General features: G+C 57.3%; 15 protein-coding genes. 7 read left to right on the top strand and 8 right to left on the bottom strand.

What is annotated here, in order from left to right; genetic code table 11:
- Window positions 1–44: 44 nt before the first annotated feature.
- Genes LYZ69_00075 through LYZ69_00065 form a run of 3 tightly spaced genes read right to left on the bottom strand, consistent with a single transcriptional unit; the run spans window position 45 to window position 2,667 of the window.
- Entirely contained in the window at window positions 45–431 is a 387-nt protein-coding gene (locus LYZ69_00075; protein MDV3276844.1) for a Zn-ribbon domain-containing OB-fold protein, read from the bottom strand.
- On the bottom strand, window positions 432–1,595 hold the full coding sequence (locus tag LYZ69_00070; protein ID MDV3276843.1) for a hypothetical protein: 1,164 nt from the start codon (window positions 1,593–1,595) through the stop codon (window positions 432–434).
- A gap of 7 nt (window positions 1,596–1,602) precedes the next feature.
- Window positions 1,603–2,667 (bottom strand): hydroxymethylglutaryl-CoA synthase, encoded by a 1,065-nt coding sequence (locus LYZ69_00065; protein MDV3276842.1) that lies wholly within the window; start codon window positions 2,665–2,667, stop codon window positions 1,603–1,605.
- Between the two features lie 120 nt (window positions 2,668–2,787).
- Here LYZ69_00065 and LYZ69_00060 point away from each other — a divergent pair, with 120 nt between their 5' ends.
- On the top strand, window positions 2,788–3,228 hold the full coding sequence (locus LYZ69_00060) for a helix-turn-helix transcriptional regulator (GenBank protein ID MDV3276841.1): 441 nt from the start codon (window positions 2,788–2,790) through the stop codon (window positions 3,226–3,228).
- A 45-nt stretch (window positions 3,229–3,273) separates the two neighbouring features.
- On the opposite strand, the gene LYZ69_00055 is transcribed toward LYZ69_00060, so the two are convergent.
- Together LYZ69_00055 and LYZ69_00050 are read right to left on the bottom strand one after the other, a co-directional pair.
- Entirely contained in the window at window positions 3,274–3,474 is a 201-nt protein-coding gene (locus LYZ69_00055; protein MDV3276840.1) for a hypothetical protein, read from the bottom strand.
- A gap of 60 nt (window positions 3,475–3,534) precedes the next feature.
- Window positions 3,535–4,704 (bottom strand): DDE-type integrase/transposase/recombinase, encoded by a 1,170-nt coding sequence (locus LYZ69_00050; protein ID MDV3276839.1) that lies wholly within the window; start codon window positions 4,702–4,704, stop codon window positions 3,535–3,537.
- A gap of 178 nt (window positions 4,705–4,882) precedes the next feature.
- Here LYZ69_00050 and LYZ69_00045 point away from each other — a divergent pair, with 178 nt between their 5' ends.
- Together LYZ69_00045 and LYZ69_00040 are read left to right on the top strand one after the other, a co-directional pair.
- A complete protein-coding gene (locus LYZ69_00045; GenBank protein ID MDV3276838.1) occupies window positions 4,883–5,098 on the top strand; it encodes a hypothetical protein in 216 nt (71 codons plus the stop codon).
- A gap of 3 nt (window positions 5,099–5,101) precedes the next feature.
- Window positions 5,102–5,614, top strand: a complete 513-nt coding sequence (locus LYZ69_00040) for a hypothetical protein (GenBank protein ID MDV3276837.1) — start codon at window positions 5,102–5,104, stop codon at window positions 5,612–5,614.
- A 420-nt stretch (window positions 5,615–6,034) separates the two neighbouring features.
- Here the strand turns inward: LYZ69_00040 and LYZ69_00035 are convergent, their stop codons facing one another.
- Together LYZ69_00035 and LYZ69_00030 are read right to left on the bottom strand one after the other, a co-directional pair.
- A complete protein-coding gene (locus LYZ69_00035; protein MDV3276836.1) occupies window positions 6,035–6,730 on the bottom strand; it encodes a polyprenol monophosphomannose synthase in 696 nt (231 codons plus the stop codon).
- A 37-nt stretch (window positions 6,731–6,767) separates the two neighbouring features.
- Window positions 6,768–7,880, bottom strand: coding sequence for a DegT/DnrJ/EryC1/StrS family aminotransferase (locus LYZ69_00030; GenBank protein ID MDV3276835.1), 1,113 nt, complete (start codon window positions 7,878–7,880; stop codon window positions 6,768–6,770).
- A 70-nt stretch (window positions 7,881–7,950) separates the two neighbouring features.
- Between LYZ69_00030 and LYZ69_00025 the strand changes: the two genes are divergently transcribed.
- Both LYZ69_00025 and LYZ69_00020 read left to right on the top strand, forming a co-directional pair.
- Window positions 7,951–8,967: a hypothetical protein gene (locus tag LYZ69_00025; GenBank protein MDV3276834.1), complete on the top strand. Its 1,017-nt coding sequence runs from the start codon at window positions 7,951–7,953 to the stop codon at window positions 8,965–8,967.
- Between the two features lie 47 nt (window positions 8,968–9,014).
- Window positions 9,015–9,533, top strand: coding sequence for a hypothetical protein (locus LYZ69_00020; GenBank protein ID MDV3276833.1), 519 nt, complete (start codon window positions 9,015–9,017; stop codon window positions 9,531–9,533).
- Window position 9,534: 1 nt separating this feature from the next.
- On the opposite strand, the gene LYZ69_00015 is transcribed toward LYZ69_00020, so the two are convergent.
- The gene (locus tag LYZ69_00015; GenBank protein ID MDV3276832.1) at window positions 9,535–9,888 is read right to left on the bottom strand and encodes a hypothetical protein; all 354 of its coding nucleotides are present in this window, start codon (window positions 9,886–9,888) and stop codon (window positions 9,535–9,537) included.
- A gap of 141 nt (window positions 9,889–10,029) precedes the next feature.
- Between LYZ69_00015 and acs the strand changes: the two genes are divergently transcribed.
- Together acs and LYZ69_00005 are read left to right on the top strand one after the other, a co-directional pair.
- Window positions 10,030–12,015, top strand: coding sequence for an acetate--CoA ligase (gene acs / locus LYZ69_00010; protein ID MDV3276831.1), 1,986 nt, complete (start codon window positions 10,030–10,032; stop codon window positions 12,013–12,015).
- Between the two features lie 151 nt (window positions 12,016–12,166).
- Window positions 12,167–13,037: hypothetical protein (locus LYZ69_00005; GenBank protein MDV3276830.1), on the top strand; the 871-nt coding region annotated here is incomplete at its 3' end.

The following is a 13,037-nucleotide window of genomic DNA, read 5'->3' as shown; positions in this document are numbered from 1 at the left end:
CTCTTGTTCACTCCCTGCTCATTCTCAACCTTGATGAAGAAGTATCAATCCACGATGAACTTGTAGCCGTAGAGGATCTGGCCTGACTCACCGTCGACCCTGACCCTCCTGACGACCGCCCTGACCTTGGCTCCTGTCTTGACAGTGTCTCCGGGACTGTCCACGATCTGGCTGAGGACCCTAGCGCCGTTCGTCAGCTCGATCACGGCCAGGTGGAAGGGAGCCTGGTCTTCGAAGCCTGGCATCGGCTCATGGAGTTCCGTATGAGTCATGATCTTGCCTGTCCTCGGCATTTCGCTGTCCTCGATCTTCTCTGAGCCGCAGCGCTTGCACTTGTAGACAGGTGGGAAGAACTCCGCACCGCACTCGGTGCACTTGCTGCCGATGAGCCTGTAGTACCTGTCCCTGATCCTCCAGTGCTGGATGGCCAACTAGGCCGCCCTCCCGAAAACGTGGACTGCGCTGGTCGTGTCCACTCCGCCCACATTCTGGGTCACGCCGTAGTCAGCGTCCTTGACCTGGTTCTTCCCCGCCTGGTCGGTCAGCTGGAGGAAGGCTTCAGAGATCTCATAGACGCCGGTCCCGCCCACCGGGTGGCCCCTCGCCTTGAGGCCGCCGAACGTGTTTATCGAGAGGTCGGAATTCAGGTTGTACTTGCCGTGCGCAGCGTCCTTGGACCCCATCCCCCTCTTCGAGAATCCCATTGCCTCTAGGGAGAGCGCTCCGGTCACCGAGAACGCGTCATGCACCTCTGCGAAATCGAGCTTGGCTGGGGAGAGCCCCGCATCCTTCATCGCTTGCTTGAACGCCTCCTCTGTGGCAGTGAATCTCAGCATATCCTTCCTCTGATACAGGCTGAACACTGCCGTAGTGACGCGGCCAGCCAGGACCTCGACCAGGTTCCGTTTCGGCCCAGACGCTGCCTTGTCGTTGACGAGCAGCACGGCCGCAGCGCCGTCGCCAGTCGGTGCGCAGTCGAAGAGCCGGAGAGGGTCGGCAATCATCGCGGACCTTGCGACAACGTCGGGCGTGATGGCCTTCCTGAACTGTGCATGCTCGGCGTTGACGCCGTTTGCGTGGTCAATGACCGGGATTGAGCTCAGCTCGTCCCTGGTAACGTTCATCTGTTCCATGTAGTAGCGCGCCAATAGAGCGTTGAGCGCAGCGAAGGTTGCGCCAACAAACTGTGTCCACTCAGCAGACTCCGCCATGCACAGCGCCTTGGAGACCGAATCCCCCTCCATGTCCCTCATCTTCTCGACTCCCACGACGAGGGCGGAGTCTATCGCGCCGGCCTTGACCAGCGAATATGCGACGTTGAACGCTGAGCCGCCTGACGAGCACGCTGCCTCCACCTTGAAGGCTGGGATTCCTTCGAGACCGAGCGCGTTCGCGACCAGGGCGCCAAGGTGCTCCTGGCTCGCGGCCATAGAGCTGAACATGTTGCCGACGAAGATCTGCTGGGGCTTCAGCTTCGGTGCGCCCTTGAGCGCCTTCCTGGCCGCCTCGACAGCGAGGTCGAGGAGGGAGCTCTCCCAGTGGTCCCCTATCTTGGTGAGACCCACAGAAGTGATGTACGCCCTGTTCCTCGCCATACCAATCCTACTTCTGTAGCTTTCCCCTGTACTTTGTGTAGGTGGCGTAATCAATCTTGATTGACCTTTGGAGCAACGACTTCACTGTGGGCGTCTTTCCCCTTCTCTCCTCTATGCCATCCAACACCTCGATACAGAAGGCGTCGGAGCCCGCGCCCGACCCGAAACTGCACATGAGTATCTTGTCCCCCGACTTCGCTTCGTCCAGGATGGCGGCCAGCCCTATCGGCGAACTCCCTGCGTAGGTGTTGCCTATCATCGGGTTGAGTAATCCTGTCTTCACCTGGTCGACAGTGAACCCCAGCCTCAGAGCTACCTCCACGGGGAACCTGGGGTTAGGCTGGTGGAAGACAGCGTAGTCGAAGTCGCTGGCCTTGTGGCCCGTCTCCTTGAAGAGCGTCCTGACAGCGTTCTCTGTGTGGGTGAAGTACGCGGGTTCGCCAGTGAACCTCGAAAGGTGCCGCGGGTAGCGTTCGTGCGCCCGCCTCCAAAAATCGCCCGTGTCCGAGACGTAGGAGGTGCTGCAGTCTATGGCCGCTACCGCATTCTTGTCCTTCTTGCCGAAAACGAAGGCAGCTCCCCCACTGGCTGCCGTGTACTCAAGGTCATCTCCGGGTCTCCCCTGCGCTGTGTCCATCCCGATTGCGAGGCCTGCATCTATCATGCCTGACCCTACCAACCCGATGACCACCTGCATCGCTTCCGTACCTGCCTTGCATGCGAACTCCAGGTCGGCCGCCAGGGTATGGTGCTGCCCGAGGGCTTGAGAGACCATAGTGCTAGTCGGTTTGACCGCGTACGGTTTCGACTCCGTCCCCACGAAGACTGCGCCGAGGTGGTCGACACCAGCCATCGTCACCGCGCTCCTCCCCGCTTCGATAGCCATCGTCACGACGTCCTCGTCTGTGGAGGCGACCGCCTTCTCGACGTTCGGACCAGAGCCTCCTCCCTTCCAAATCCTCGCTATCTCCGTGGTCGGGAGCCTGTAGTACGGGATGTAAGCCCCGTAGCCGAGGATGGCGACTGGGTTAACTGTCTTCATAACGTGCATCCGGGAATCATCCGTGGCCAATTCGACGGCTACATAAATTATACTGCAAATAAGGCTTCGAGTCTTAGCCAAACGTCGAACCTTCTTGCAAGACCGGGCTCCCAATCCGTTTAATACGCGACGACAGTGTTCTCCGTCCGATTGGAGCCGAGCGGACGCAGCAGGAAGGAGCTCAGAAGCCTCTTCGAGAAGTTCGCCCTCCAGGCATCGGCCTTCTCCCGAGAGGTCTACCCAACCCCCGCTTCTCCCTACGGATCCAAGGAATCGGTCGACCTTAACCTCCGCATAACGAAGGCAATCTTTGGCAAGTGGGCCCCAGAGATCGTAGTCGCACTCTACACTACGAAGAAGATGGGATTCGAGGAGCTGAGGAAGACGCTGAGACCCATTAGCAGGAGGGTGCTGTCGCTCAAGCTCAAGAAGCTGGAGGCGATGGGATTTGTCAGACGAGAGGTCCTGTCGGCGAGGCCGCCAAGGGTAGAATACAGCCTCACCGACGACGGGCTGCTGACCGCAAGGCTCGCCGAGCCCTTCTTCCTGTTCCTCAGGTCTGGGTCGGAAAAGCGCGAGAGTTCAGGTTGAGTACGTACCGATGCTGGGTTCCTGCGTGTTCAGCTGGGAATGAGGCTAGACTGCCTTAATTTGCTTCACGACCGAGGGGCGCACCTTCTTGAAGACCCTGTAACCGCAGATGCACTTCACTTCAGGGAGCTTCGAGAGCTCTTCTTGGGTGGTCCTGGTCCCGCACCGCACGCACTCGTAGACGGCGCCTACGAATACCTTGACCTGCTCTGCCGGCTTCGGGGGTTCAACAGGTGCCTCTGACATGGATGGGGCCAGCCTCCGTCGCTCGTATTTGTATCTTTCTCAAACGGGTGCTGTCAACTCTTAGGCGGATTCGACCTCCTTCGGTTCCCTGTCAACTTTCGTCGGAAGGCTCGCGTTTTGGATGATGGTTAGCCACTTGTCCGAACCCTCGACCTTGATACCCGCCTTTTCTGCAGGAGTCTCACCGTTCAAAGATTCGTGTGGCCTGATGAAGTTGTGGTAGATTTGATACCCTTTCAGAATGGGCGTGTCCTTCCGCTTTAGCCCCCTCATCACCTTCTCCCTATCCCGAATCTCCCCGTTCATGCGCTCCATCTTGTTATTGTGGACTTGGCCGCTCAGTCTGATGTCTCTGACGTGCATGGAGAACGGGGCATGCTTAGAGTAGAACTCCTTCTTGAACGGTTGATTGAAGTGGTGGCCGCCATCGGTTATCAGGGTCAGAGGTCGCTTCCCTGCGACCCGCTTGGCCTCCGCGAACAGAGGCCTCACCCCCGCCTTGAACTTAGTGTCTGAAACCTGTTGGGCTATCCAGAACCGCGTCTCGTCGTCCATCATGGCGAACAGATACTTCATGTTGCCCCTCACCTTGAAGTATAGCTCGTCGGCCCTCCAAGTGTCCGAGACCTGTGGAGTCAGTTTGTCCAGATACCTGTCCATCAGCCCGACGTATTTCTGAATCCACTTGTAGATTGTCTGATGCGAGACTTGAACGCCGAGCAGACGGAGAGCCTTCTGCGTGTTCCGTAGGCTCTCTCCTGAGAAGTAGAGTTGAATCGCCATCGTAATCCCCTTCGGGTCATGTTTCATCTTCTCGAACCCGATGTTCACCGTGAAGTATCTCCCGCATTCTCGGCATTCGAACTTCTGGATATCGCCCGTCTTGTTCCGCCTTATCCCATCCTTTACCAGCCGACCTGACCCGCAGAAGAGACAGACATCAATCTTGACCGTCTGAATCACCACTGACTTCCTGACCTGCTCTCTCAGAGTCCATGAAATCTCGACAGCCCAGACGTGCTTGCACTTCACGAGCCTATACTTCGAGTCAGGGCAGGAGCAGGCCCACCCCGTCTCGGTCTTCTGGACTTGGTATTCCTTGTCGAGCTTCTGCGAATGGACGCGGTAGGAGAACTCATCCACACGTTGAACCCATCCGAACTCGTGGGCGATTTCGGAACCCCTCGCCTCCCGTTCGTTGAAGGTCGCTCGGAGGTTGAACTGATTCATCAGTCCGCCTCCATCTCGCGTCTCTGTTCGAGGTATGAAGAAAGCTCCTCGAACTCGTCGGCGTCCATTTCGTGTCGGAGTTGTTCGGTTGTCATGCCCATACACCCATACACATGGGCATATTAATACCTATGGGAACCCATTCAATCTTATATATGGGCATATCCCGATAGAAGGCATGGACAAGGCGGGCGAGGAGAAGCCGAGCGTCGAGAAGATGAAGACGACAGTAGAATGGGAGAAGGAGCTTGATAACAAGTTCCGCAAAGCCGTCGTAGAACGGAAAGGTTTCCGCAAGGGGGCGTTAGGAGAGGCTGTCTCTGAGGCAGTCGAATGGTGGGTAGACCCGCGCATCCATTCGCTCGTTGAGAAGTATCTGAAGGAGAAGAAATAGCACATGGTTGGCCACTTCCCCGACAGACGTTGGAGTGCCATCTGCCCTAAGACACAGCAGAAACTCGACTTCGACGACTACTTCTACGAAGGTGAGGCCTACCACTCACCCCAAGTCTATGTCTACTCAACAATGAAGTTTCCCAAGGGAAGTGGTGATGAAGTGGAAGTTCGGTGTTCCAAGTGTAAGGAAACACACCTCTTCCAGAGGGGTGAGCTTCTCGCACCCGTGGACATTGTCGAAGCCGACCAAGAAGAACTGAAGAACTTGGCCAAGCTGGAGGAGATAGCAGACAAAAGAGAAGCGAGGGAGCACGAGAAGGAGATAAAGGGATATGAAACCAGAATTAAGGAACTCGAAAGGAGGGTGAATGAGAAGGATAAACTCCTTTCTGGCAAAATGAACGACTTGGCCGAAGCCTATCTCACCATTGCCAAGTTCGTCAACATAGAAGTTCCCAAGCTGATTGCCCAAGCCAAATCAGGAAAGGCCAACTACGAGGCGACTAACCCTTGACTGAGAATGTCATCTGTTGCCCGACTTGCAGACTTGACCTGATAGCCGAGGAGTTTCCAGCCCACAGATGTCAAATCAAGCCCTTTCAGTGGTTCTTCGAGGGTGAGTGGTTCTTCGGAACGGAAAGCAGAGGATGGTGCGCAATCAACTGGAAGCACCCATCCGACGAGATTTTACACGGAGAAGACTTGGGGGAACTCCGACTAAGAGTTTACAGAACCCTCAAACGGGTTCTGTTAACTTGGGAGGCCATCAGGCATCTGCCTCCAATTTCTTCTCGCTGTTAACTCTCTGGACATGGGAGGCGTTCTGGATGATTGTGAGCCACTTGTTCTCGCCCTCGACAGATACTCACTCAGTATCGTTCTCACGATTTCGAGTATCGTGTCTAAGAGCCTCTTCTCCCGGTCCAAACCCACGCTAGACGCCGAACAGGCGCAGTTTCCAAACGCCGAGCAGAAAACCAACGATTTCGCTTATTCCCATCTTCGACTTGCCGGCCTTCCTGGCCTGGAACCTGAATGGCACCTCGACCATTTTCATACCTCTCTTCTTCAGGAGGTAGAGCGACGCCACCTGGAAGAAGTAGCTCTGAGAAGGAAGCTCCGAGTCCACGAGCACCCGCGTCGCCCTCGAGCTCAGGGCCCTGAAGCCGGAGGTCGAGTCGTTTACCCCCAAACCGAGAACGACTTTGGCCATCACGTTCGCCCCCTTGCTCACACCTCTCCTCCACAAGCTCCATCCCTCGGTCCCGCCGCCTTCAACCTTCCTCGAGGCCACAGCGACGTCCGCTCCATTTGCAATCGCCGCGACCAGGTCCGGAATCTTCTCTGGGGGATGCTGGAGGTCCGCGTCCATCTCTATCAACACGTCTGGCGACAGGGTCTCCAGCGCCCTTGCAAACCCTTCGATGTGAGCAGAGCCTATGCCCTTCTTGCCTTCCCTGATCAGAACGTGCACCGACTCATTCCCCTTCATCGCCTCCCTCACGACGTCGGCCGTTCCATCGGGGCTGGAATCGTCGACAAACAGCACATGCAGGCCTTCAAGCGCCACCTTACCCAGCCGTTCGAGGAGGGGCGCGATGTTCTCTCTCTCGTTATATGTCGGGACCACCATGCACACCTTCAAGCGTCTGTACCTCACGACTATCCTAGGCGATGAGGGACGAGGCCTCGATGAATCCGTCGGCCACCCTCTTGAGTTGATCGTCCGTGATGGCTGGGTGGACGGGAAGCGAGAGGACGTGTTTTGCAGCGTCCTCGGCGTTCTTCAATCTCAGCCTAGCATAGCCTCCTTTCGCGTAGAGGGGGGTTCTGTGGACCGGCATCTTGAAGTAGACTGCAGCCCCAATTTCCTTTTCCTTCAGCTTCTCCAGCACTTGGTCGCGCTTCTTCCTGAGATAGAGGGTGTAGAGGTAGTATACGTGTGTCCTGTCCGAGGCCGTCTGGTTGAACTCGGCGCCATTGACGTTCCCGAGCCGCTCGCTGAGGTACGCCGCGTTCTTCCTCCTGGCTGCGAGGAATGAGGCGAGTTTGTCCATCTGGACCGACCCGATGGAGGCTGCGATTTCCGTGAGCCTGTAGTTGAACCCGAGATACCTCGAGTCGTACCCGTGCAACATGCCGTGATTCCTCACAAGCCTGAGACGGTCAGCGAAATCATCGTCGTCCGTCGAGATGGCCCCTCCCTCTCCGGTAGTCACGACCTTCGTCGCGTAGAGGCTGAAGCAGCCGACGTCTGAGAGCGTCCCGGTCTGCCGGCCCTTGTACTCTGCTCCGAGCGATTCAGCTGCGTCCTCGACCACTGCCACGGAGTGCTTTGCCGCGATTTCCCTGACTTCGTCCATGTCGGCCGGGTACCCGTAGAGGTGGACAGGCATGACTGCTTTCGTCCTCCTAGTGATCGCCCTCTTCAGCGCAGATGGGTCGATGTTGTAGTCCCTTTTGTTGTCAACGAAGACTGGCTTGCCCCCGCATGCCAGCACGACGTTCGCCGTCGACACAAACGTGAACGACGGGATTACGACTTCGTCACCCTTCTTGATCCCAAGCGCGAGCATGGAACAGTGGAGCGCAGCCGTGCCAGAGTTCGTGGCAACAACGTGCTTCACGCCAAGGAGCCTCCTCATTTTCCCCTCCAGTTCACGAACCATCTTCCCGCCCTCGAAGGAGGCGTCAGTCAGCATGCCGCTTTCAATTACCGACAGCACTGCCCTCTTCTCCTCCTCTCCGAGGATTGGCTTGTTTATCGGGATGAAATCCAAGCTTCTCCCGACCTGCCCACGGCGGAAGAGTATTTGAGAATCATGGGCCAGCCACGGGCGGAGGCATGCCTTGACTATCGTCCCCAAGTCGATGGGTCGCGGGACGTTGGTCTTCCTTTGCCTTGTCTTGGCTGCTGTGGGCGCAAGGCTGGCGATGGCCTGGCTTCTCCCACCGCTTCTGGACGTGTACTACTACGACAGCCAGGCTGCGCAGGCCCTCCTCCACGGCTTGGACCCTTACGGCCACCTCTACACGGGCGTGCCTGTCTGGCTAGCGACGCCGGGGGCATCGAACGTGTTCGCCTATCTCCCTGCTGTTCCGCTGTTCCTTCTCCCCTTCGGGTTATGGGATGTCAGGTTAGGGCTGATCGCGGCAGACCTTGTCGTCGCATTGTCGATTCTCGCACTCGGGGGAAGGCATGCGAGGACAGCGTCGCTCGTATTCCTCCTCGCGCCGTTCACTGCTCTCTTCTCGACTTCCTATCCCAACAACACTCTTGTGGCCATGGCGTTCCTCGGCCTCTTCGCGGCCTTGGAGGCGCGCGGGAAGGGTGCAGTCGGGGCGCTCTTGCTTGGCATCTCACTAGCTGCGAGCCAGTTTCTCTGGCTACTCTACCCGCTCTTCGTTGCCATGTACCTGAGGAAGGGGAGGATGCTCGAAGTGGCAATCAGTCTGATTGCTGCTGCGGCAGTCATCTCTCCCTTCCTAGTCTGGGACTACAACTCCTTCTTGCACGACGCTATCCTATTTCAGTTCGCTAGGATCCCGCAATCGCTGTTGACGCCGATGCCCTTCGGCTTCAACGTCAACCCCACCCTGGACGGGCTCTCCGCCACAATCACAGGCACAGGGCTGCCGATTCTGGTCCGTTTGCCAAGTGCGATTGCTGCGCTGGTCTTCGCAGCCTTGAGGTCGCGCGACATCGCGTCTACGATGAGTAACTCCTTCTGGTTCATCCTCCTCGCCATCTGGGTCCTGCCGAGCGACTTCTCTTGGTGGTACCTCGAACTGCCTTTTCAGATCCTGCTCATGTGGTTCATCCTGAACCGTGGTAGGACGGCTGGTTCGCAGGCTACGAACGCTTAAAGGGCGGTCGGAGGCCGAGCCCCTAGCAAGCGGTAACTACGGCTTTGATGGACCCAAAGACTAGACGTGTTTTCAGGATAATCATGTGGGCTTCCCTCCTCGTGATAGTCGCCGTCATGGCCTACGGAGTCGTCGAATCGCTGCTGACCACCGGGACAGGGCTCGCGATTGGCATAGTCCTGGTCAACGTGGAATGGCCGCTTCCTTGGTTCGCGGAACCTGTTTCGTACTTCAGCCTCGCATGCGTCGCCCTGTTCTACTCGGGCCTCAGGCTCTGGGAGGAGAGGATATCGAAGTGGCCAGCGAGCGTCCTCAACACCCTTCAGCTGCTCGGCTTCCTAATCGCATTCGCATCAGCCTACGAGGTGCTCTACAACTTCATGATCTGGGGGGCGTTCTACTCTGTCGACATCCTGAAAGGCGAGATAGATCCAAGGTTCATAGCCACCGGAATTCCAATCCCGTGGAACCTTAACTTCGCGACAAAAGCCTTCTCAGCGCTATTCGTGATAAGCGGCTATTCTGTCTATTTCATTAGGCGGTTGACACACGGAAACCTGATCTGAGCTACTTCGCGGAGTAGCTGACGGCCAAGAGGTACAGTTGGAAGAGGCCAAAAACAACGAAGGCCGCCACCGATGCCCCTGCTATGGTGGCGAAATCGCTCGTAACCAGCGGGGCAGCGACGTAGACCTGGTAGGCTGACAGCGCAAGACCCATCAGAGCGGATGCGCTCGCCCACGCAGTCGTCAGGTTCGAGGCAGGGCGGAGTTTGAGCAAGGCACCGCTGATCAGGCACGCGAGCACTGGCCAGAGCACCAGCGTTGAGCTTGTGAGGACCACGAGGCCAAGCCAGACCAACCCAACGACGACGAAGACGTACGCCAGGTTGCCCTTCAGAAGGGAGCTGATTGATTGCAACCCCGCTGGCGGTCCTGAAACTCGATTTAAGCAGTGTGGCTGACACTGGGCACACGAACCCGGTTCCGGCGGGCATCCCTAAGAGGTAAGGCCGTTGATGGGAAAGGGTTATTGGAAGCTCTTGAGAGTCTTGCCACGCGGATGTCCGTGAACTGGGCTCTTCCGTTCGACGAGATGATTTCCCCGGAAGACAGGCGGAACATGGTGCCAATCAAGAGCTACCACAGTGCTCACTTGAGTTCCGTCCGGAAGTACAAGAGCTTCTGGGCGGGAGTCGCCAAGGAACTCCCTTGGTACAAGCAGTGGACGAAGATAATCGACGAGTCGAAGCCACCCTTCTACAAGTGGTTCGTAGGAGGCGAACTCAACGCGTGCTACCTCTGCGTCGACAGGCATGCGCAATCGTGGAGGAAGAACAAGATCGCACTGATTTGGGAGGGAGAGCCATACGAGAACGGCAGGCCAAAGGAGGTGAGGAACCTCACCTACGGCGACCTGTACACCGAGGTGAACAAGGTGGCATACCTCCTCAAGAACAGGTACGGCCTCAAGAGAGGAGACATGATAGGGATCTACATGCCAATGATTCCTGAGCTGCCAATCGTAATGCTCGCTGCCTCGAGAATCGGAGTGGCCTACAGCGTCGTCTTCTCTGGGTTCAGCTCCGAAGCGATAGCAGAGAGGATGAACGACGCGGAGGCCAAACTCATAATCACGGCCGACGGCGGTTTCAGGGCGGGCAGGGTCGTCCAACTGAAGTCGATTGTCGACGAAGCTCTGAGAAAGACGGCCACTGTGAAGAACTCCCTCGTAGTGAAGAGGGCTGGCAACGAGGTCGCCATGGAGGCAGGTAGGGACGACTGGTACCATGAAGCCCTCGCCGATGTCCCACAGGACGCGTACGTCGAACCAGAGAGGATGAAGTCCGAAGACCCGCTCTACGTCCTCTACACCTCGGGGACCACGGGCAAGCCGAAGGGGCAGGTCCACGACACCGGCGGTTACATGACCTTGCTTCACGCCACGCTGCACTGGGTCTTCGATGTCCAGGACGACGACATCTACTGGTGCACGGCCGACATCGGATGGGTGACAGGACACTCGTACACAGTCTATGGCCCCCTCATGGAAGGAGTGACAGGAGTGATGTACGAAGGCTCCCCGACCTACCCCGAGCCAGACAGGTGGGTCTCAATCGTGGAGAGGCACAAGGTCAACGTACTGTATACATCACCAACGGGGATCAGGGGCTGGATGAAGTTCGGGGACGAGTGGGTCACCAGACACGACACATCTTCCGTCCGCCTCATGCACTCGGTCGGCGAGCCGATCAACCCCGAGGCGTTCAAGTGGTTCCACAGGGTGGTAGGGAGGGAGGAGGTCCCGTTCGGAAGCACCTGGTGGATGACCGAGACTGGCGGGATTCTGATCAGCCACCTTCCAGGCAAGGCGATGGTTCCGATGAAGCCAGGCACGAACGGCCCGCCCATTCTCGGGATTGATGCAGACGTCTTCGACGACAAGGGGGCATCGCAGAAGGCGGGGGAGAGGGGGTACCTCGTGATAAAGAAGCCATGGCCAGGAATGCCGCTTACCATCTACAAGGACCCGGAGAGGTTCAAGCAGGTGTACTTCAGCAAGTTCCCAGGAACCTACTACGCGGGCGACTACGCGGTGAAGGACAAGGACGGTTACTTCTGGATTCTGGGACGAGCGGATGAGGTGATCAAGGTCGCGGGGCACAGGCTGGGCAGCTACGAGCTGGAGTCAGCGCTCGTCCAGCACCCCAGCGTGGCTGAGGCGGCTGTTGTCGGCATCCCAGACGAAGTGAAGGGGGAGGTGCCTGTCGCATTCGCGATTCTCAGGGCTGGGAACACTCGTTCCGAGGAGTTGAGGAAGACGCTCAACGAATGGGTGAGGGAGAAGGTCGGCCCAATCGCCTCGCTCAAGGACGTCTACTTCGTCTCGAGACTCCCGAAAACGAGGAGCGCCAAGATAATGAGGAGGGTCGTCCAAGCAGTCGTGGTAGGCAAGCCAGTCGGCGATGTCACCACCCTAGAGGACGAGGCCTCTGTCGAAGAAGTCAGGCATGCCTATTCTGAACTCAAGAAGGAAATCTCCGTATAGCTCTACGCTCAGCGTCGAGTCTGAACAAACCCACTTCCAGCCCGACTACCCGTCGTTGACGGAAGGCTGACTGCCGCTAAACTGGCCTCCGTAGGGGTACTCGGTAGCCTTATCTGCGATTCGAATGCCTGAAGCCGAGAGGCGCTGAACAATGCAGAAGCCGGCCCAAGGTTACAACCTCGCAGGGAAACTGACGGAGCTGACAAAGCCGGTAGCCGACCTCGCAGAAGGTCTTCTTGCATCTGCGATCTATGACGGCGACCTCAGGCTCGCAGTCCTGAAGTTCTACGACGCCAAAGCCGGGAGGTTCTGGCTCTGGCGTGACAACACAGGCCACAAGCCGTACTGCGTCGAGGGTGACACGCTACTACTTGGTGATAACAAAACCATTGCGGAAGTTTGTGAAGGAAATCAAGTATTGGGACTTCGCGGCCATGCCCTGGTAAGTGGCAAGGTAGTTAGACCATATGAGGGTAAGATGGTACGAGTTCATGCCTGTGGGCTCTTGCCATTCAGGATTACGCCAGAACACCCAGTCCTGGTAGCGCGGTCAAAGGCATCCCGAAACAGGTTAACCGAGTTTGGCACCCCCTGTTGGAAACTCCCCGCAGATTTGCAACCAAAACTATCAAGGAACGAAGGTGATTATCTTGTCATGCCAGTTGCTAGACCGCAGTATGACACTGACATCATCCCACTGACCAAATTCAGCAGGATGCGCAGCGGTTGGCTGAAGGTCAAGGAGTTGCCTATTAAAGAAGAGACTGCGTGGTTGCTGGGTCTCTATGTAGCCGAAGGATCGTCGGGCGGTCGCAGAGGCGCGGTCTTTTCCTTGAGCAAAGATGAGGCAGCCATACGAAACAGAATAAGTAGCATTGCAAAGGAGATCGGCTACTCGGCTCATTCTATAGATAACGGAAAGCATTCTGTTCGTGTTCATCTCGGTGGCGCTGTCATGGCGAGGGCCATGGACGAATGGTGTGGCCATGGGGCGAGGAACAAGAAGATACCCGATTTCATCT

It is taken from the genome of Nitrososphaerales archaeon, from assembly GCA_032906765.1.
In the GTDB taxonomy this organism is placed as follows: domain Archaea; phylum Thermoproteota; class Nitrososphaeria; order Nitrososphaerales; family Gagatemarchaeaceae; genus DASPPF01.
The sequence above is the reverse complement of the archived record's forward strand: the minus strand, read 5'-3'. Positions and strand labels throughout refer to the sequence as shown.